Source organism: Streptomyces oryzae, assembly GCF_017676365.1.
GTDB lineage: Bacteria > Actinomycetota > Actinomycetes > Streptomycetales > Streptomycetaceae > Streptomyces > Streptomyces oryzae.
In genome coordinates, this window is sequence record NZ_JADKMA010000166.1 from 1 (window position 1) to 17,625 (window position 17,625).

The 17,625-nt window shown below is 73.5% G+C and carries 22 protein-coding genes; 8 read left to right on the forward strand and 14 right to left on the reverse strand.

The features are described 5' to 3' along the window. The 5 genes from egtA to ITI46_RS26070 form a co-directional block, all read left to right on the forward strand. The coding region (egtA, locus tag ITI46_RS26050) for an ergothioneine biosynthesis glutamate--cysteine ligase EgtA (RefSeq protein ID WP_209242341.1) at positions 1-1,303 on the forward strand (1,303 nt) is incomplete at its 5' end. Further along, positions 1,297-2,631, forward strand: a complete 1,335-nt coding sequence (gene egtB, locus ITI46_RS26055) for an ergothioneine biosynthesis protein EgtB (protein WP_209242342.1) — start codon at positions 1,297-1,299, stop codon at positions 2,629-2,631. The genes egtA and egtB, both read left to right, overlap by 7 nt. A gap of 40 nt (positions 2,632-2,671) precedes the next feature. Further along, on the forward strand, positions 2,672-3,427 hold the full coding sequence (gene egtC / locus ITI46_RS26060; RefSeq protein ID WP_209242343.1) for an ergothioneine biosynthesis protein EgtC: 756 nt from the start codon (positions 2,672-2,674) through the stop codon (positions 3,425-3,427). Continuing rightward, positions 3,424-4,407 (forward strand): L-histidine N(alpha)-methyltransferase, encoded by a 984-nt coding sequence (gene egtD, locus ITI46_RS26065; RefSeq protein WP_209242344.1) that lies wholly within the window; start codon positions 3,424-3,426, stop codon positions 4,405-4,407. The genes egtC and egtD overlap by 4 nt, the downstream gene beginning before the upstream one ends. Before the next feature lie 25 nt (positions 4,408-4,432). Then, positions 4,433-4,720 (forward strand): hypothetical protein, encoded by a 288-nt coding sequence (locus tag ITI46_RS26070; RefSeq protein ID WP_209242345.1) that lies wholly within the window; start codon positions 4,433-4,435, stop codon positions 4,718-4,720. A gap of 44 nt (positions 4,721-4,764) precedes the next feature. Here ITI46_RS26070 and ITI46_RS26075 read toward each other — a convergent pair whose 3' ends face one another. From ITI46_RS26075 to rpmG, 5 genes are all read right to left on the reverse strand, one after another. Continuing rightward, the gene (locus tag ITI46_RS26075; RefSeq protein WP_209242346.1) at positions 4,765-5,157 is read right to left on the reverse strand and encodes a DUF2267 domain-containing protein; all 393 of its coding nucleotides are present in this window, start codon (positions 5,155-5,157) and stop codon (positions 4,765-4,767) included. A gap of 128 nt (positions 5,158-5,285) precedes the next feature. After that, the gene (rpsR, locus tag ITI46_RS26080; RefSeq protein ID WP_209242347.1) at positions 5,286-5,522 is read right to left on the reverse strand and encodes a 30S ribosomal protein S18; all 237 of its coding nucleotides are present in this window, start codon (positions 5,520-5,522) and stop codon (positions 5,286-5,288) included. A gap of 63 nt (positions 5,523-5,585) precedes the next feature. Further along, on the reverse strand, positions 5,586-6,692 hold the full coding sequence (locus ITI46_RS26085) for a CobW family GTP-binding protein (protein ID WP_209242360.1): 1,107 nt from the start codon (positions 6,690-6,692) through the stop codon (positions 5,586-5,588). A gap of 44 nt (positions 6,693-6,736) precedes the next feature. Further along, positions 6,737-7,021: a type B 50S ribosomal protein L31 gene (locus tag ITI46_RS26090; protein WP_209242348.1), complete on the reverse strand. Its 285-nt coding sequence runs from the start codon at positions 7,019-7,021 to the stop codon at positions 6,737-6,739. 32 nt (positions 7,022-7,053) lie between these two features. Then, complete coding sequence (gene rpmG, locus ITI46_RS26095) at positions 7,054-7,218, reverse strand: 50S ribosomal protein L33 (RefSeq protein ID WP_099885384.1); 165 nt, start codon at positions 7,216-7,218, stop codon at positions 7,054-7,056. A 65-nt stretch (positions 7,219-7,283) separates the two neighbouring features. On the opposite strand from rpmG, the gene rpmB reads away from it, so the two are divergent. Both rpmB and rpsN read left to right on the forward strand, forming a co-directional pair. Continuing rightward, positions 7,284-7,520 (forward strand): 50S ribosomal protein L28, encoded by a 237-nt coding sequence (rpmB, locus tag ITI46_RS26100; protein ID WP_209242349.1) that lies wholly within the window; start codon positions 7,284-7,286, stop codon positions 7,518-7,520. Then, on the forward strand, positions 7,520-7,825 hold the full coding sequence (gene rpsN, locus ITI46_RS26105; RefSeq protein ID WP_209242350.1) for a 30S ribosomal protein S14: 306 nt from the start codon (positions 7,520-7,522) through the stop codon (positions 7,823-7,825). Before rpmB ends, rpsN begins: the two co-directional genes overlap by 1 nt. A 117-nt stretch (positions 7,826-7,942) precedes the next feature. Here the strand turns inward: rpsN and ITI46_RS26110 are convergent, their stop codons facing one another. Further along, positions 7,943-8,155: a hypothetical protein gene (locus tag ITI46_RS26110; RefSeq protein WP_209242351.1), complete on the reverse strand. Its 213-nt coding sequence runs from the start codon at positions 8,153-8,155 to the stop codon at positions 7,943-7,945. 363 nt (positions 8,156-8,518) lie between these two features. Here ITI46_RS26110 and ITI46_RS26115 point away from each other — a divergent pair, with 363 nt between their 5' ends. Next, complete coding sequence (locus tag ITI46_RS26115; protein WP_209242352.1) at positions 8,519-8,755, forward strand: chaplin; 237 nt, start codon at positions 8,519-8,521, stop codon at positions 8,753-8,755. Positions 8,756-9,028: 273 nt separating this feature from the next. Here ITI46_RS26115 and ITI46_RS26120 read toward each other — a convergent pair whose 3' ends face one another. The 8 genes from ITI46_RS26120 to ITI46_RS26155 all read right to left on the reverse strand — a co-directional run bounded on the left by ITI46_RS26120 (position 9,029) and on the right by ITI46_RS26155 (position 17,597). Then, the gene (locus ITI46_RS26120; protein ID WP_209242353.1) at positions 9,029-10,711 is read right to left on the reverse strand and encodes an enoyl-CoA hydratase-related protein; all 1,683 of its coding nucleotides are present in this window, start codon (positions 10,709-10,711) and stop codon (positions 9,029-9,031) included. 49 nt (positions 10,712-10,760) lie between these two features. After that, positions 10,761-11,750, reverse strand: a complete 990-nt coding sequence (gene hypE, locus ITI46_RS26125; protein ID WP_247746608.1) for a hydrogenase expression/formation protein HypE — start codon at positions 11,748-11,750, stop codon at positions 10,761-10,763. A 136-nt stretch (positions 11,751-11,886) separates the two neighbouring features. Then, positions 11,887-13,014 (reverse strand): hydrogenase formation protein HypD, encoded by a 1,128-nt coding sequence (hypD, locus tag ITI46_RS26130; protein WP_209242354.1) that lies wholly within the window; start codon positions 13,012-13,014, stop codon positions 11,887-11,889. Then, positions 13,011-13,388, reverse strand: a complete 378-nt coding sequence (locus ITI46_RS26135; RefSeq protein WP_209242355.1) for a HypC/HybG/HupF family hydrogenase formation chaperone — start codon at positions 13,386-13,388, stop codon at positions 13,011-13,013. Before ITI46_RS26135 ends, hypD begins: the two co-directional genes overlap by 4 nt. Before the next feature lie 21 nt (positions 13,389-13,409). Further along, the gene (gene hypF / locus ITI46_RS26140) at positions 13,410-15,842 is read right to left on the reverse strand and encodes a carbamoyltransferase HypF (RefSeq protein WP_209242356.1); all 2,433 of its coding nucleotides are present in this window, start codon (positions 15,840-15,842) and stop codon (positions 13,410-13,412) included. Beyond that, a complete protein-coding gene (gene hypB / locus ITI46_RS26145; RefSeq protein WP_209242357.1) occupies positions 15,829-16,563 on the reverse strand; it encodes a hydrogenase nickel incorporation protein HypB in 735 nt (244 codons plus the stop codon). Before hypB ends, hypF begins: the two co-directional genes overlap by 14 nt. Positions 16,564-16,567: 4 nt before the next feature. Next, positions 16,568-16,948, reverse strand: a complete 381-nt coding sequence (locus ITI46_RS26150) for a hydrogenase maturation nickel metallochaperone HypA/HybF (RefSeq protein ID WP_209242358.1) — start codon at positions 16,946-16,948, stop codon at positions 16,568-16,570. A 46-nt stretch (positions 16,949-16,994) separates the two neighbouring features. Then, complete coding sequence (locus tag ITI46_RS26155) at positions 16,995-17,597, reverse strand: hydrogenase maturation protease (RefSeq protein WP_209242359.1); 603 nt, start codon at positions 17,595-17,597, stop codon at positions 16,995-16,997. Positions 17,598-17,625: the final 28 nt, after the last annotated feature.

Here is a 17,625-nt window from a genome sequence, read left to right on the forward strand (position 1 = left end):
GGAGCCGTCCCCCCGCCACGACGGCCGGGTCCGGCCCCCGGCCCCCCACGTCGGCGTCGGCGCCCTCCGCGCCGCCGCCACCGCGCTCCGTGGCGTACCGCTGAGCTCCGCGATCACCCTCGAACCCGGCGGGCAGCTGGAGTTCAGCTCCCAGCCCGCCACCTCTCTCGCCGCCTGTGTCCAGGCGGTTTCCACGGATCTCGCCGCCGCCCGCGCACAGCTGCGCCGGCGCGGCATCGCCCTCGTCGGGCACGGCCTCGATCCCCGTCCGCCGCAGCGGCTGCTCGAGGACCGGCGCTATCGCGCCATGGAGGCCTACTTCGACCGCACCGGCCCGGCCGGCCGCGCCATGATGTGTTCCTCCGCCTCCGTGCAGATCTGCCTCGACGCGGGCACCGCGGAGCCTGGACCGTTCGGCCTGAGCCGTCGTTGGCTGCTGGCGCACCTGCTGGGCGCCGTCCTCACGGCGGCGTTCGCCAACTCGCCCGGCACCGAGGAACCCTGGTCCGGGTGGCGTTCGGCCCGGCAGGGCGTATGGGCCGCGCTCGACGGCTACCGCAACCTCGCACCGGCCGACACCGGCCGCAACCCACGCGAGGCGTGGGCCCGCTACGCGCTGGACGCGCCGCTGCTCTGCGTCCGCACCGCCGAGGGCCCATGGACGGTGCCCGGGGACGGGATGACGTTCCGGCAGTGGATCCGGCGCAGCACCCGCACCCACCCCGGCCGGCACCGGCTGCGGCCGCCCCGGCTGGACGATCTCGTCTACCACCTGACCACCCTCTTCCCGCCCGTGCGGCCCCGGGGGCACCTGGAGCTGCGGATGATCGACGCGCAACCAGGCCCGGACGGCTGGGTGGTGCCCCTCGCGGTGACCACGGCGCTCTTCGACGACGCACAGGCCAGCGAGAGCGCCTACCGCGTCGTCAAGCCGCTGGCCGACCTCGCAGCCGCCGGACCCGCACCCCGCAACGCGCTCTGGGAGCGCGCAGCCAGGGACGGGCTGACCGACCCCGAACTGCACGCGGCGGCCCGCGACTGCTTCGACCTCGCCCGCCAGGCCCTGCCCCGGCTGGGCGCGGGGCGCCAGGTACGGGCAGCCGTGGAGGAGTTCACCGCACGCTACGTCGTACCCGGCCGCTGCCCGGCCGACGACCGGCTCGACGCGCCCGGGACCACCTCAGGAAAGCCCGCGACCACCCCCGACAGCGCTGCCCCCGACAACACCACACCCGGAGCCCACCACCGACAGCAGACCCCCCGACAGCAGACCCGCCCCCGACAGCTGGGAGAACCATGGTGACCGCTGCTGAGGGGCGCGCCGGACTGCGCGCCCACGCCTTCGACGCCCTCACCCGCGCCCGTGAGCGCACGCTGGCGCTCTCCGACTGTGTGGAGGATGCCGAACTGACGGCCCAGCACTCGCCGTTGATGTCTCCGCTGGTGTGGGACATGGCGCACATCGGCAACCAGGAGGAACAGTGGCTGCTGCGTGCCGTGGGCGGCCAGGCGCCGCTGCGGCCCGAGATCGACTCGCTCTACGACGCCTTCGAACACCCCCGCGCCGAGCGCCCGGCGCTGCCGCTGCTGCCGCCCGACGAGGCCCGCGCCTATCTGACGAAGGTCCGTGGCCACGCCTTCCGGATCCTGGAGCGCGCGCAGCTGGCGGGGCGCCCGCTGGTGGCGGACGGGTTCGCGTTCGGCATGATCGCCCAGCACGAGCAGCAGCACGCCGAAACCATGCTCATCACCCACCAGTTGCGCCGCGGCCCGGCCGCACTCAGCGCGCCGCCGCCACCCGCGGCGCCCGCCGAGGCGGTCGCGCTGCCGTCCGAAGTGCTCGTTCCCGCGGGCCCGTTCACCATGGGCACCGACGACGACCCCTGGGCGCTGGACAACGAGCGGCCCGCACACCGCAGGGAACTGCCGGCCTTCTGCATCGACACCCTGCCGGTCAGCAACGGCGCCTATCTGCGCTTCATCGAGGACGGCGGCTACGCCGACCCCCGCTGGTGGACGCCTGCGGGCTGGGACCATCTGCGGCGCACCGGGCTGCGCGCGCCGCTGTTCTGGCAGCGGGAGCCGGACGGCTGGTGGCGCCGCCGCTTCGGGGTACGGGAGCCGGTGCCGGAGGCCGAACCCGTGATGCACGTGAGCTGGTACGAGGCCGACGCGTACGCCCGGTGGGCGGGCCGGCGGCTGCCCACCGAGGCCGAGTGGGAGAAGGCCGCCCGCTTCGACCCCGGCACCGGCCGCAGCCGCCACTTCCCCTGGGGCGAGTCATCCCCCGGCCCCGAACAGGCCAACCTCGGCCAGCGCCACCTGGGCCCCGCGCCCGTCGGCGGCTACCCCGCAGGGGACTCGGCGCTGGGCGTACGGCAGCTGATGGGGGAGGTGTGGGAGTGGACCTCCAGCGACTTCTCGCCCTACCCGGGCTTCACCGCCTTTCCCTACCGGGAGTACTCGGAGGTCTTCTTCGGCCCCGACTACAAGGTGCTGCGCGGCGGCTGCTTCGGCACGGACCCGGTGGTCGCCCGCGCGACGTTCCGCAACTGGGACTATCCGGTGCGCCGGCAGATCTTCGCCGGCTTCCGCACCGCACGCACCCCGCTGCCGGAGGAGCAGGTATGAGCGCCCGGGGTGTTCAGGCCGGCGCCGGGGCGGGCCGCTGATGTGCCGGCATCTGGCCCGGCTGGGCCCGGCGCGCCCACTGGGGGACGTGCTGCTCGCGCCGCCGCACTCGCTGCACCGCCAGTCGTGGGCGCCGCGCCGCCAGCAGCACGGCACCGTCAACGCCGACGGCTTCGGCGTGGGCTGGTACGCCGACGGCGACCCGGTGCCGGCCCGCTACCGCCGCGCCGGGCCGATCTGGGCCGACGGCTTCTTCCCCGACCTGTGCCGGGTCGTGCGCTCGTCCGCTGTGCTGGCCGCCGTACGGGACGCGACCACCGGCTGCGCGGAGGGCGAGCCGGCCGCGGCGCCCTTCACCAAGGGACGGTGGCTCTTCAGCCACAACGGCGCCCTGGCAGGATGGCCCGCCTCGGTCGCCCAGGTCGCCGGCGCGCTGCCGCCGCAGGAGCTGCTGTCCCTGGAGGCCCGCTGCGACTCGGCGCTGGCCTGGGCGCTCGTCCTCCACCTGCTGCGGGCGGGTACCGGACCGGGCCACGCCCTCGCCGAAGCCGCCGCACAGCTGGGCACCGCTGCCCCCGGATCCCGCCTCAACTTCCTGCTGACCGATGGCCGCACGCTGGCCGCGACCGCGTGCGGCGACACGCTCTGGTATCTGCTGGAGCCCGGCAGCTCGCTCACCGTCGCCTCCGAACCGCACGACGCCCACCCGGACTGGCGACCCGTCCCCGACGCCCATCTGCTCACCGGCGACCCGGGCGGCATCGAACTGACCGCCCTGAAGGAGTCTCACGCGTGACCGCCACCTCTCGGTTCACCCTCACCCGCGCCCTGCCCGCGAACGCCACCGCATCCGCACTGGCCTCCGACGTCACTCAAGGGCTGACCCGCTTCCCCAAGACGCTGCCGCCCAAGTGGTTCTACGACGCACGCGGCAGCGAACTCTTCGAGCAGATCACCGCCCTCCCCGTCTACTACCCCACCCGTGGCGAGTCCTGGATACTCCAGGACTCGGCACCGGAGATAGCCCGGCTCACCGGCGCGCGGACGCTGGTCGAACTCGGCTCCGGCTCCTCGTACAAGACCCGGCTGCTGCTGGACGCGCTGGGCACCCCGCTGACCTACGTACCCGTCGACGTCAGCGAATCCGCGCTGGCCGAGGCCGGGCACGCACTGCTCGCCGACCATCCCGGGGTGACCGTGCACGCGCTGGTCGCCGACTTCCAGCACGAGCTGCCGCTGCCGCCCTGCCCCGAGCCGAAGATCATCGCCTTCCTCGGCGGCACCATCGGCAATCTGCTGCCCGCCGAACGCGCCCGGTTCCTGGCCTCCCTGCGGGCCCTCCTCGGACCGGACGACGCGCTGCTGCTGGGCACCGATCTGGTCAAGGACCCCGCCACCCTCGTCGCCGCCTACGACGATCCCGAGGGCGTCACCGCCGCCTTCAACAAGAACGTCCTCCACGTCCTCAACCGGGAACTCGGCGCCGACTTCGACCCGGACGACTTCGCGCACGTCGCCGCCTGGGACAGCGAGAGGGAGTGGATCGAGATGCGGCTGCGGGCCCGCAGGGCGCTCGGCGCCAAGCTGCCCGGCGTCGACTTGAGCGTCGACTTCCAGGCCGGGGAGGAGTTGCGTACCGAGGTCTCGGCGAAGTTCCGGCGGCACGGCGTCCGCACCGAGCTCGCAGCCGCGGGGCTGCGGCTGCATCGCTGGTGGACCGACCCGGAGCACCGTTTCGCGGTCACCCTCGCGGTGCCCGCTCCGGTCGCGCCGTGAGGGCCGCCGTGCGCATGCTGTGAGGGTGCGGTTCGAATCGACGGCGGTTGTGGCGGGCGGCGACCCGGACGCCGTCTTCGCGCGGGGCGCCGCGCAGCTGTACCGGCGGGGGCTGCCGGCCGAGGTGGACCCGGACAGCCGGGTCGCCGCGTGGCGGGTCTCCGGGCGTGGGGGCGAGTGCGCGGGTCAGCTGTACGTCACCGACGCGCGGCCGCACGGTGTCCGGGTCACCGTCGCGGTCGAGACGGCCCCCGCCGCCGCGGCGCGGGCCCGCGCCGAGATCGACAGCGCCCTCGCCGCCCTCGCGGCCTGAGCTGCAGATGGGGGAGCAGTTCCCCGCGCCCCCTCGGGGCGCGCCTACCGGCTCAGTTCGACCTTGCCGAAAAGCGCAGCGTAACCGCTGGGCAGCTGGCTGAGCAGCTGGTTGAGCTCTCCGCCGGAGACCGCCTCGGCGAGGGTGGAGAGGACGGCGCTGGCGTCCCACTCCGCAGTGCGGGGACGAGCGTTGGTGAGCTCGGCGACGTGGGCGCAGAACTGTTCCACACCGAAGGTCTCCGGCGGATCCTCACCGGCCTCGGCCACGACCGGCCCCAGCGGACCGGGCAGCTGGGCCGCCAGCTCCTGCGCCTTGACCGGGGTGATCCGGGCGGCGAGGACGCTCAGTACCGCCCGGGTGACCTCTTCGGCCTCCGCCCGGTTCTGGTACTCGCCGCGCTCGCGGACCTGGGCCAGGAACTCGTCGTACCTCATGGTCGGCTCCTTCGTACCGCTGGACCAGTGCTGGCTCTCTCCCGTCCGCGGTACCCCTTCCCGACGCATCTATGGCCCGGTCGGCGGCCCGGAGGTCCGCGGAGCGGAACGGGCGCGGGAGCGCGGGTTCAGCGGCTCGAGTAGGGGAGGAGCGCCATCTCGCGGGCGTTCTTGATGGCCGTGGCGAGCTGCCGCTGCTGCTGGCGCGTGACGCGGGTGACGCGGCGGCTGCGGATCTTGCCGCGGTCGGAGATGAACTTCCGCAGCAGCTCGGTGTCCTTGTAGTCGATGTAGGTGATCCCGGCCGCGTCCAGCGGGTTGGGGCGGGGGCGCTGCTGCTTGCGGTCGGGGTTGCGGCGGGGCATGGGAGTCCTTCGTGTCGTGGACGTTCAGTGGTGGACGTTCAGTGGTGGGTGTCGAGCGGCTGTTCAGGAGACGGGGTCGAGGAGCGAGTCGAAGGCGGCGGGGAAGCGCTTCCAGCCCTCCCGCCCCGCCGCGTACTCCGCGTCGGTGAGCAGGCAGGTCTCCAGCAGCCTGACGAGCCCTTCGCGGTCCAGGCCCGGCGAGGTGAACACCAGGTGCTGGCAGCGGTCGCCGTGCTGGGGATGCCAGTCCAGCGCCGCCGCGGCCCGGCGTACGGGCGGCACCAGCTCCCATGCCGCGTCCGGCAGCGAGGCCAGCCACGGGCCCGCGGTCTCCACGCTCAGGGCACCGCCCGCCGCATCCCAGCCCAGCAGGGTGTCGGGCCGGTCCGCGAGCCAGAATCTGCCCCGGCTGCGCGCAGCGGCGCAGGTCAGGTCCTCCAGCGCCTGATAGAGCCGGCCCGGGTGGAAGGGCCGGTGGCCCCGCCAGACGAGGGTGGTCACGCCCGCCTCGTCCGCCTCCTGGGGCAGCAGGGCGCAGGCCGGGTGCTGGGCCGCCGCGGCCGCCTCGACATCGAAGCCCGCGAAGGCGAGCCGTACCAGCTCCGGCGCATCGACCGGCACCTGCCGTGCCGTCGGATGGAGCTGGCTGAGCAGCGCCCGGTCCTCGTCGTCCGCTTCGTGCTCGTCCACGAGGGCGAGCACGGGCGCGTACTCCAGCTGCCTGGCCAGGGTGTCCGCGATCGTGCGCTGGTCGGCGGTCGCGGCGGCGAGCCCGGCCTCGGCGAGGTCGTCCCCGTTGGAGAGGCAGGGCAGCACCAGCGCCGGGTCGACCGCGGTGATCACGTTGGTCAGGCCGACGGTGTGGCCGCCGTGCGCCGCGACGGCTTCGGCCATCGCCTTGGGCTCCACCGAGTCCCACAGCTCGACCACCGCCAGCTGCGCGGTCCCGGCCAGCCTGAGCAGCTCCGGCATCAGGTCCTCGCGCAGTGCGCAGCAGGCGCAGTCGTTGACCAGCGGCGCCTCGCCGCACGAGACGGTGCCCGTGGCGTCGCGCACGGTGCGGGTCACGGTGCCGTCCGCCGCCGATGCCAGATCGTGGTGGAGCACCACGCTGCCGGACACGGCGGTCAGCAGCCGGTCGACGACGCGGCGGCGTGCGTCGGCGTGCATGCCAGCGACGAGGACGACGGGCAGCTGCGGTCGCTCGTCGTCGGTCACCGGCCCGCTCCATCCCGCCCGTTCTGGCCGTCCCGCCCGCTCCGGCCGTAACGCCGCTCGAACCGCTCCACGCGGCCCGCGCTGTCCACGACGCGCGCCGTGCCCGTGTAGAAGGGGTGGCTGCGCGCGGAGATCTCCACGTCGATGACGGGGTAGGTGTTGCCGTCCTCCCACTGGATCGTCTGCTCACTGGTGCGCGTGGAGCGGGTCAGGAAGGCGAAGTCGGCGCTCTTGTCGCGGTAGACGACGGGGCCGTACGCGGGGTGGATTCCGGGCTTCATGGGGTGCCTCTCCCTCGGGTCGGTCGGCTGCTTCAGCGCTCTTCGCGGAAGTCGACGTGGCGGCGGGCGCGCGGGTCGTACTTGCGCAGGGTCAGCCGGTCGGGGTCGTTCCGGCGGTTCTTGCGGGTCACGTAGGTGTAGCCGGTGCCCGCGGTGGAGCGGAGCTTGACGAGGGGGCGTAGTTCGTTGCGAGCCATGACGGCCACTATATTGTTAATGGAAATCATTTCCAACTGAGTCCAGCGAGAGGTAGGTAACACCCTTGTCGGCCCACTGCCAGCTCACCGGAGCGCAACCGCGTTTCGGGAAGACCGTCTCCCACTCCCATCGGCGCACGTCCCGCCGCTTCGACCCCAACGTGCAGCGCAAGCGCTACTGGCTGCCGAGCGAAGGCCGTTACGTACGGCTGACGTTGAGCGCCAAGGGCATCAAGACCGTGGACGTGATCGGCGTCGAACGGGCCGTGGCCCGGATCCGCGCCCGGGGAGGGCGGGTCTGATGGCGAAGAAGAGCAAGATCGCGAAGAACGAGCAGCGCCGGGCCACGGTGGAGCGCTACGCGGCCCGCCGTGCCGAACTGAAGGAGATACTGCGCGCCCCCGGTGCGACGGACGCCGAACGGCGCGCTGCGCTGGCGGAGTTGCGGAAGCAGCCGCGCGACGCCAGTGCCACCAGGGTGCGCAACCGGGACAGTGTGGACGGCCGCCCCCGCGGCCATCTGCGCGCCTTCGGGCTCTCCCGCGTCCGCTTCCGCGAGCAGGCGCACGCCGGGTATCTGCCGGGAGTCACCAAGTCCTCCTGGTGACCTGAAAACGGCGAACGGCGTGGAGAGGCTCATCCTTGGAGGTTCGGAGTGAGCCTCTCCACGCCCGTCGTGGCGCGGCCGGTCATGGACCGGCCGTCAGTGTTCAGCCGTCAGTCGTCAGTCCATGATCATCGGGCCGAAGACGAAGGCCACGCTGTCGTTGATGTTGACGTCGTCGTCGGAGATGTTGATGGTGACCTTCTTCTTGTGGATCTCCTTGTGGACCCCGTGCCCGTGGCCACCGGCCACTGCCGAGGTGGCGCCGGCGGCGGCGAGGCCGAGGGCCGCCAGGCCGACGGCGAGGGAACGCGTGACGGTGCGCGTGCGCATGGAAACCTCCGTGAAGTTCCGGAAGAGCAAGGACCCGTTCATCGTCGCCAGCCGACCGGGCATTCCAGAGCAATATATGAAAGACACGGCATAACTGACTCGAATGGCTCAGCCGACGGGGGAGCGTGGCCTACCGCAGCCCGACGGCCAGCATCGAGACGGTGGGCTGACGCCGACACAGCACCGCGGGCGCGCGGGCACGTTGCCGTCGCCCGCACACCGGCCCTGCTGCGGCGTGCTGTTGGCGGAGAACTCGCCCGATCGGGTGGGCGGCCGCGCTGTTGGGCGTGGCGACCGAATGCCGGGTTCGGGAGGAGGTGCACCCTTGTGCGCGTCTGGCACATAGAACAAGGGAGGATCACCATGCGCATCCGTACCGCGGTTGTCGCCTCTGGTCTGGCTGCCACCGCTGTCCTCGGCGGGGCCACGGCAGCGTCCGCCGACGCCGGGGCCCAGGGCGGCGCAGCGAAGTCGCCGGGGGTTCTCTCCGGCAATGTCGTGCAGATTCCGGTGCACATTCCGGTCCAGATCTGCGGCAACACCGTCAACATCGTCGGGCTCCTCAACCCGGCGTTCGGCAACACCTGCGTCGCCGACTGACGCAGGCGCTGCGCCACTGTGCGCGGAGGCGGGGCCCCGCCCCTCCTCCGCGCCCGGGTTTCCCCGTTGCCACACCGAACGCCCCGCCCCCGGCGGGGCGTTCGCATGCGTACGGGTGCCCCGCCCCACGGCCCTCCATGGCCTGGCCCACCCGCAGCCCGCAAACCACAGCCAGTGGCAACCCTCTCTCCGGAAAACCGCCCCGGACAACCCGGCGGTGAGCTCCACCCACGAGGCGTCCGGCCTGCGGGCCGGCGCGCTCGCCGCGAGCGCCTACCCCCGCAGGGCCGGGGCCTCGGTCGGTGGGGGCTCCTTGCGCAGGAACGCCGCGCGCAGCGCGTGGTGGGGTGCCGCCGGGTCGAAGAGCACGCGGTGCATCGCGGCCAGCTCCCGGTCGCGGTAGGCGGCCAGCGGCTCGGTGGCCTCGTCGCGGGCGCGGTTGGTCTTCTTCACCGCGAGCCGCTGGTGGGTGGCCGGATCCTCGGCGAGCGCGGCGGCCAGCTCCGCGACCCGCGGCGCGAACCCGGTCGGCGAGGTGGGCAGCACCCGGTCCACCAGACCGATCCGGCGCGCGGTGGCGGCGCTCATCGGCTCCGCGTCCCGCATCAGCGCCTCGGTGATCTCCGGCCCGACCCGGCGCGGCAGCGTGTACGTCCAGAACTCCGAACCAGGCAGACCCATCAGCCGGTAGTGCGGGTTGAGGACCGCGCCCGCTCTGCACCACACCTCGTCGGCCGCGGCGGCCAGCATCGCGCCGCCGGCCGCCGCGTTGCCGCCCAGCGCAGCCACCACCAGCCGGTCGGTGGTCGTCAGCACCGCCTCCACCACGTCGTCGATGGCCTGGATGTTGGCCCAGCCCTCGGCTGCGGAGTCCCTGGCCGCCTCGATGACGCCCAGGTGGATGCCGTTGGAGAAGAAGTCACGCGCACCGCCCAGCACGACCACGCGGGTCGGCCGGGTGCACGCGTACCGGTAGGCGGCCAGCAGCCGTCGGCACTGCACCGTGCTCATCGCCCCGCCGGGGAAGGAGAAGCGGACGAAGCCGACGCCGTTGCGCTCCTGGTAGCGGATCTCGGTGTGCGTCAGCCGCTCGGGCGCGAGTTCGAGCGGGGCGGGCCGCTCGGGTACGTCAGGGAGCCGGCTGCCCAGCGCAAGCGCCGCGGGCAGCTTGAACGTCCGGCGGCCGTCCGTGCTGCGGCGCGGGCGCAGCTGCGGGATCCACACCGCGCCGTCCACCGTCGCCCGGCAGATCGCGCCCGCGCGGGTGGCGAGGATCTCGCCCGGAGTGCCGTGCAACTGGTCCTCGGCGTAGCCGCCGTGCAGGAACCACTCCTCGCCCAGCAGTTCGTCCAGCACACCGGGCTGCGAGTCGGCGGCGCGCAGCGTGCGCAGGACGTCGAGCGTCCGGAAGGTCTGCCAGTCGATACGGCGCTCGGCCTGACGCATCCGCGGAGCGGCCGACGGCTCGATGTCGTCCTGGGCGCGCGGCCGGTAGCCACCGGCGGCGAACCGGGCCACGGCGTTCCGCAGCGCCTCCAGCGCCGCGTCGGCCACCTCGCCCCGGTACAGATCGCTCTTGCTGATCCCCTCCGGCAGCGTGCACTCGGCGGAGGCCCAGACGGCGCCCGCGTCCAGCTCCTCCTCGGCTTGTAGCACCGTCACCCCCCAGTGCGTGCGGCCCTCGTGCACGGCGCGGTCCAGCGAGGAGGGGCCGCGGTCGCCCGGCGGGCCCGGGTGCACGATCAGACAGGTCAGCCGCGACCACACGTCCCGGGGCACGGTGGTCCGCAGCATCGGCGCGACCACCACGTCGGGGGTGTGCCGGTCCACCGCGCGGCGCACCTCGTCGCCGTCCCCGACCACCTCGGTGGCGACGGTGTGGCGCGCGTCCCGCAGTTCGGCCTGGACACGCTGGGTCAGACTGTTGAAGGCGCTCGCGATGAGCAGGATCCGCACCACGACCTCCTGGTGATGGCTCGTTCGTGTGCTGGCTGAAAAGGACGGCTCAGCAGATGCGGGGCAGTTGTTCGCCCAGTGGCAGATCGACCACCCGGGTGCCGCCGAGCCCGGTCCGGGCGACGACCATCCCCGGATGCTCCGTCACGCACTCGCCGATCACGGCGGCCTCGGCCCCCAGCGGGTGGGCCCGCATCGCGGCGAGCACGGCGTCCGCCTCGGTACGCGGCACGAAGGCCAGCAGCTTGCCCTCGTTCGCCACGTACATCGGGTCCAGCCCCAGCATCGAGCAGGCGGCGGCGACCTGTTCGGGCACCGGGACAGCGCGCTCCTGGAGCACGACACCGACCGAGGCGGCCGCGGCGATCTCGTTGAGCGCCGCCGCGACGCCGCCGCGCGTGGGGTCCCGGAGCACGTGCAGATCCCGGGTGACGGCCAGCATGTCGGCGACCAGGCCGCCGAGGGCCGCACAGTCGCTCTCGACGCCGACCTCGAACTCCAGGCCCTCGCGCCGGCTCAGCACCGCCACCCCGTGCAGGCCGATCGCTCCGCTGACGATGACCACATCGCCGGGTGCCGCGCGCTGCGGGCGGATGTCGACGCCGTGCGGGATCACGCCGATCCCCGCGGTGTTCACATAGACACCGTCGCCGCGTCCCGCCTCCACGACCTTGGTGTCACCGGTGGCGACCTCGACCTCGGCCGTACGGGCAGCCGCTCCCAGCGCCTCGGCGATCCGCGCCACCAACTCCAGCTCCACGCCCTCCTCCAGGAGGAAGCCGCAGGAGAGGTAGGCGGGCCGCGCGCCGCTCATCGCGAGGTCGTTGACGGTGCCGTTGACGGCCAGGTCGCCGATGCTGCCGCCGGGGAAGAACAGCGGGCGCACCACGAAGGAGTCGGTGGAGAACGCCAGCCGGGCACCGTCCACCTCCAGCGCCGCCGAGTCGGCCAGCGTCGAGAGCGCACGCCCCCCGAAAGCGGGCGCGAAGACGTGCTCGACCAGCTCGGCCGAGAGGGCGCCGCCCCCGCCGTGGCCCATCACGATCCGCTCCCGGCCGCGCAGCGGTGCCGGGCACGTCCAGCCGGAGAAGTCCACGGCCGGATCGCCCGGACCGGCCGCCTCGGCCGTGGCTGTTCCGGCTGTTCCGGCCGCGGCTGGTCCGGCCGCCTCGGTGCTAGTCACGGGTGCTCGCCTCCAGTGGTGCGGTGGTCGGTCCGCCGAGCCGGCGGTAGAGGTAGTAGGCGGCGCAGGCACCCTCGCTGGAGACCATCGTGGCGCCGAGCGGGGTACGCGGGGTGCAGGTGGTGCCGAACGCCTCGCACTCGTGCGGCTTCAGCAGCCCCTGCAGCACCTCGCCGCTGCGGCAGGCGGCGGGCTCCCGGGTGGTGATGCCGTCCACGCTGAAGCGGTACTCCGCGTCGAACTCCCGGTAGCGCGGGGCCAGCCGCCAGCCGCTGTCCGGGATGACGCCGATGCCGCGCCAGCCGCGGTCGGCGGTGACGAACACCTCGTCCAGCATCGCCCTGGCCGCGGGGTTGCCCTGTGCCACGACCGCGCGCGGATACGCGTTCTCGACGGTGTGCCGGCCCGCCTCCAGTTGCCGTACCGCCCGCCGTACGCCCTCCAGGATGTCCAGCGGCTCGAAACCGGTGACGACGATGGGCACTCCGAACCGCTCCGCCAGCTCCGGATACTCCTGCGTGCCCATGACGCTGCACACGTGCCCGGCCGCCAGGAAGGCCCGCACCCGGCAGTCCGGCGCGCTCATGATGGCCTCGATCGCGGGCGGCACCCGGACATGGGAGACCAGCAGGCTGAAGTTGCGCACCCCCAGCTTCGCGGCCTGGTGCACGGCCATCGCGTTGGGCGGGGCGGTGGTCTCGAAGCCGATCCCGAAGAAGACGACTTCGCGGTCCGGGTTCTCCCGGGCGAGGGTCAGCGCGTCCAGCGGCGAGTAGACGACGCGCACGTCGCCGCCCTCGGAGCGGACCTGGAACAGATCCCTGCCGGTTCCCGGGACCCGCAGCATGTCGCCGAACGAGCAGAAGATCACCTCGGGCCGTGAGGCGATCTCCAGCGCCTTGTCGATCAGTTCGAGCGGCGTCACGCACACCGGGCATCCGGGCCCGTGGATCAGCTCGACCTCCTCGGGCAGCAGCTGGTCGATGCCGTGCCGGATGATGGAGTGCGTCTGTCCGCCGCACACCTCCATCAGCGCCCACGGCCTGGTGACGGCGGCGTGGATGTCCTCCAGCAGCCGTTCGGCCAGCATGGGGTCCTGGAACTCGTCGATGTACTTCACAGCCGTACCTCCCGCCGTGCGTCGCCGCCGGTCTCCGGGGCGCCTCCTGTCTCCGGGGCGCCGGCCTCCGGGGCACTGCCTGGCCCCGGTACGCCATCGGGTCGCTGAGCTTCCTCCGCGGCCTGCCAGGGGTCGCCGAACTCCTCCTCCAGCAGCCCGAGGTTCTCGAACAGTTCGAGGGTCTGGCGGGCCGATTCCTCGTCGAGCCGCTGCAGCGCGAAGCCCACGTGCACGATCGTGTACTCGCCCACGCGCAGATCGGGCACGTACTCCAGACACACCTCCTTGACCACCCCGCCGAAGTCGACGGACGCCATCCGGGTGCCGTCACGCTCCTCGATCCGCAGGACCTTTCCTGGTACCGCCAGACACATGGCCTCTCCTCATCGACGTGATCAGTGCGCCGCGGAACCGGCCGGCGGCGGGGGACCTGGCAGGGGCGCCGTCTCGCGGGCGGCGACCACGAGCTGCCCCAGGGCCAGCCCGCCGTCCCCGGGCGGGACGAGCCGGTGCCGCAGCACTGTGAAGCCGTCGGCGCGCAGCCCGCTCAGACAGAGCTCGGACAGCACCGCGTTGGCGAACACCCCGCCGCTCAGCGCCACCGTCCCGACCCCGTACTGCTCGCGTGCCGCCGCGCAGGTACGGCGGACCAGCGCCGCGACGGCCGTGTGGAAGCGCGCCGCGATCACCGCACGCGGGACATCCGCGCGCAGGTCGTCGACCACGGCCGCCAGCAGCGGTCCCGGATCGGCCACCAGCGCCCCGCCGTCCGCGCCTTCCGCCCCGTCTTCGCCGCCCGCGCGCAGCGGGAAGTCGTAGCCGGCCGCCTCCCGTTGCCCGCACAGCGCCGCAGCCGCCTCCAGTTCGATGGCCGCCTGCGCCTCGTAGCCCGCCCGGTGGCAGACCCCCGCCAGCGAGGACACCGCGTCGAAGAGCCGCCCCATGCTGGAGGTGGGCACACAGCCCACTCCGCGCTCCAACTGCCGCTCAAGTACGCGCAGTTCGGCATCCGGGCAGGCCGCAACGCACGGCAGGTCCGCATCCCAGCGGAGCCCCGCGGCCCACAGCCGGGCCAGCGCCGTCCGGTAGGGGCGGCGGACGGCGGCGTCCCCGCCGGCCAGCGGCGCGTACCGCAGATGCGCGAACCGCGTGAACCCGTCGTAGTCGGCGAGCAGGAACTCACCGCCCCACACCGCGCCGTCGTCGCCGTACCCCGTCCCGTCGAAGGCGACGCCGAGCACCGCGCGGGAGCCGTCCAGCCCGTTCTCGGCCAGCACGGAGGCGATGTGGGCGTGATGGTGCTGTACGCGGCGCAGAGTCCTGCCGCCCGCGTTCCGTTCCGCCCACCGCGCCGACCGGTACCCGGGGTGGCGGTCGGCGACCAGCAGCCCGGGGGTGACGCCGGTGATGCCCTCCAGCTGCTCCTCGGCGCGTTCGAAGGCCCGCAGTGTGGCGAGGTCGTCCATGTCGCCGATGTGCGCTGACAGCCAGACCTGCCGCCCCTCGCCCAGGCAGAACACGTTCTTCAGGTCCCCGCCGACCGCCAGCGCGGGCCGTACCGGCACCGGGAGGGTCAGCGGCAGTGGCGCGTATCCGCGCGAGCGGCGTACCGGCAGCTCCTCGCCCGCGCAGACGCGCACCACCGAGTCGTCGCACGGCACCTGGATGGGCCGGTCGTGGGTGAGAAAGGCGTCCGCGAGCTGTGCCAGCCGCTCCAGGGCCTCCGCCTCGGAGGTGACGATGGGCTCCCCGCCGAGATTGCCGCTGGTCAGCACCAGCAGCCGGGGCCCTGGCGGATCGCCGGGCAGGCCCATCAGCAGGTGGTGCAGCGGAGTGTAGGGGAGCATGACGCCCAGATCGGGGCTGCCGGGGGCGACGGCACCGGCGAGCGCGGGCCCGCCGTGGACAGCCTGCGCCCGCCTGCGCAGCAGCACGATCGGGCGGCGGCTCCCGGTCAGCAGCGCACGCTCGGCCGGGCCGACGACGGCGAGCGGCTCGATGTCGGCCACCTCGCGGGCCAGCACAGCGAACGGCTTGTCCCCGCGCTGCTTGCGCCGGCGCAGCAGCCGCACCGCATCCTCGTTGCCCGCGTCGCAGGCCAGGTGGTAGCCGCCCAGCCCTTTCACGGCGACCACGGCGCCGCCCGCCAGCAACTCCCGGGCCCGCGTCACCGGTTCGCCGCTCGGCTCCCGCCGGCCCGGCTCCTGCGCAGCGGGCACCAGCAGCCGGGCGCGCGGACCGCAGTCGTGACAGGCGACCGGCTGGGCGTGGAAGCGCCGGTCGGCCGGATCGTCGTACTCGCGCCGGCACCGCTCGCACATCGGGAACCGCGCCATCGTGGTGTTGGCGCGGTCGTAGGGCAGACCGGTGACGATGGTGAAGCGCGGCCCGCAGTCGGTGCAGGTCAGGAAGGGGTGCCGGTAGCGGCGGTCCGCCGGGTCGGCCAGCTCGCGCAGACATGCCTCGCAGGTGGCGGTGTCCGGCGCGACCAGCGTGCGCCGCGCGCCGTCCGTGCGGGAGGCGACGATACGGAAACCGGAGCTGCCCGCCGGCGGCAACGGCTGGTGCGTGACCGACTCGACGACGGCCAGCGGCGGCGCCTCGGCCCCGATCCGCTCCCGGAAAGCGGCAACCGCCTCCCCGGCGCCCTCCACCTCGGCGACCACCCCCTCGCCGGTGTTGGTGACGTACCCGGAGAGCCCCAGCCGCCCGGCGAGCGCGTACACATACGGGCGGAACCCCACGCCCTGCACCACGCCCCGCACCAGGACGCGGCTGCGCTCGGCCCCGGACGTGCCGACGGCCCCGGCCACCTCAGCCTTGGACATGCGCGTACTGGTGTGAGTGCGGCTCCGCGTCCGCCTGACGGGCCATCACCGGCCGGTGCGGCGCGGCACCTTCCCGCACCGCCAGCGCCCGCTCCAGCACCACGCCGAGGTTCAGCCCGCTGCGTACCGAGGTGGCGACGACCTCGACCCCGGGGTTGACCTGCCGCACATTGGCGAGGAACGCCTCGCGGTCGAAACCGGCCGGCTGCGCCAGATCCTCCTTGGTGACGACGACCAGCTGCGCTAGCCCGAAGGCCGTGGGGTACTTCAGCGGCTTGTCCTCGCCCTCGGTGACCGAGGCCAGCACCACACGCAGCGACTCGCCCAGGTCGTAGGAGGCCGGGCACACCAGGTTGCCCACGTTCTCCACGAACAGCAGCCGCGTCTCCTCCGGCAGCCAGCCGGACAGCTGCCCGGCGAGCATCTCCGCCTCCAGATGGCACAGCCCGTCGGTGAGCACCTGCTTGACCGGCGCACCGGAGCGGGCGAGCCGCCGTGCGTCGTTCTCGGTGGCCAGGTCGGCGGTCAGCGCGGCCACCGGCACACCGCGCTCCCGCGCCAGCCGCAACTCCGCCTCCAGCAGCGCCGTCTTGCCGCTGCCGGGGCTGGAGAGCAGATTGACCACGGCCGTGCCACGCGCGGACAGCTCGGCGCGCAGTCGCCCGGCGCGGCCGTCGTTCCGCGCCAGTACGGCCTGTTGCAGATCGGCGAGGCGGCACATGGCTTCACAGCTCCTCAAGGGCTAGGGCACGCCGCGAGCCGGTGGCCCACCGCACGGTGGCGATCTGCAGCTCGCGGCCGGAAAGCAGCTCGGTACGGGAGTCGCCGCACTGCTCGCAGCACAGCCGCGGGGGCATGCCGGTGGCCCACTCGGCAGCACAGGACGTGCAGCGTGCGCGTCCGCGCACGTGCTCGGTCAGCAGCTCGGCACCGGCCAGCACGGTGCCCTCGCAGGCGAGGCCGAACGAGAAGCGCAGCGCTTCGGGGACGACACCGGCGAGCTCACCCACGCGCAGGGTCACCGCCTCGACGCCTACGGCGTCGTGCGTGAGTGCCGCCTCCTCGACCTGGCAGACCACTGCCATCGCGATGGACATCTCGTGCATCGGTCACTTCCCCTGCGCGGTGCGGACCAGGCTGCGGCCCGCACCATTACAGGGGCGCCGACGGGCGCCGGTCCGCCGCCACGCCGCTGTCCGGCGCGGCCGTCCGCCGTTCGGCCGCTCCTTCCCGCCGGGCGTCCTCGGGCGCGTCCGCCAGCAGCCGCAGCACCAGTTGGACCGCCTCGTCGACGGCGGCGGCCACCGGCGGACTCAGCCCGATGCCCTCCGTCAGCTCGGCGGGCTCGCATCCGACGACGAGCACCCGCCGCGGTCCGCTGCCGCCGGTGCCCTCGCGCAGGGTCTCCAGCAGGGCGAGCACGGCATCCGGCGACATCCGGTGCCCGTCCAGCACCGGCACCCCGTCCGGTGCCGCGCGGTCCTGCTCGGTCACCTCGATCAGCCGCACCGTGCCGGGTGCGCCGCCGCGGTGCACGGCGTCCACCAGGATCAGCGTGTCGCAGCCGTCCAGCACGTGGTACGCCAGATGCACGCCCCGCACCCCGACATCGAGGGCCTGGACGTGCGCAGGCAGCGGGTGGCGGGCCAGCCGCTGTACGACCTCGACGCCGAACCCGTCGTCGGCCAGGAAGATGTTGCCGATCCCCGCGACGAGTGTGCGGCTGGACGGTTCGGGCGGGTGTGGGTCGTTCATGGGAACTCCGGGACGGGCGGTCCGGTAC

Bases quoted from the DNA above. Each gene is read 5' to 3' on its own strand.
- ITI46_RS26110 (WP_209242351.1), bottom strand. From the start codon at position 8,155: ATGCGCACGCGCACCGTCACGCGTTCCCTCGCCGTCGGCCTGGCGGCC.
- hypE (WP_247746608.1), bottom strand. From the start codon at position 11,750: ATGGGCCACGGCGGGGGCGGCGCCCTCTCGGCCGAGCTGGTCGAGCAC.
- egtB (WP_209242342.1), top strand. From the start codon at position 1,297: ATGGTGACCGCTGCTGAGGGGCGCGCCGGACTGCGCGCCCACGCCTTC.
- egtC (WP_209242343.1), top strand. From the start codon at position 2,672: ATGTGCCGGCATCTGGCCCGGCTGGGCCCGGCGCGCCCACTGGGGGAC.
- ITI46_RS26075 (WP_209242346.1), bottom strand. From the start codon at position 5,157: ATGAGGTACGACGAGTTCCTGGCCCAGGTCCGCGAGCGCGGCGAGTAC.
- hypB (WP_209242357.1), bottom strand. From the start codon at position 16,563: ATGTGCCGCCTCGCCGATCTGCAACAGGCCGTACTGGCGCGGAACGAC.
- ITI46_RS26150 (WP_209242358.1), bottom strand. From the start codon at position 16,948: ATGCACGAGATGTCCATCGCGATGGCAGTGGTCTGCCAGGTCGAGGAG.
- rpsN (WP_209242350.1), top strand. From the start codon at position 7,520: ATGGCGAAGAAGAGCAAGATCGCGAAGAACGAGCAGCGCCGGGCCACG.
- hypF (WP_209242356.1), bottom strand. From the start codon at position 15,842: ATGTCCAAGGCTGAGGTGGCCGGGGCCGTCGGCACGTCCGGGGCCGAG.
- ITI46_RS26090 (WP_209242348.1), bottom strand. From the start codon at position 7,021: ATGAAGCCCGGAATCCACCCCGCGTACGGCCCCGTCGTCTACCGCGAC.
- ITI46_RS26085 (WP_209242360.1), bottom strand. From the start codon at position 6,692: ATGCACGCCGACGCACGCCGCCGCGTCGTCGACCGGCTGCTGACCGCC.
- rpmG (WP_099885384.1), bottom strand. From the start codon at position 7,218: ATGGCTCGCAACGAACTACGCCCCCTCGTCAAGCTCCGCTCCACCGCG.
- ITI46_RS26155 (WP_209242359.1), bottom strand. From the start codon at position 17,597: ATGAACGACCCACACCCGCCCGAACCGTCCAGCCGCACACTCGTCGCG.
- rpsR (WP_209242347.1), bottom strand. From the start codon at position 5,522: ATGCCCCGCCGCAACCCCGACCGCAAGCAGCAGCGCCCCCGCCCCAAC.
- ITI46_RS26115 (WP_209242352.1), top strand. From the start codon at position 8,519: ATGCGCATCCGTACCGCGGTTGTCGCCTCTGGTCTGGCTGCCACCGCT.
- ITI46_RS26135 (WP_209242355.1), bottom strand. From the start codon at position 13,388: ATGTGTCTGGCGGTACCAGGAAAGGTCCTGCGGATCGAGGAGCGTGAC.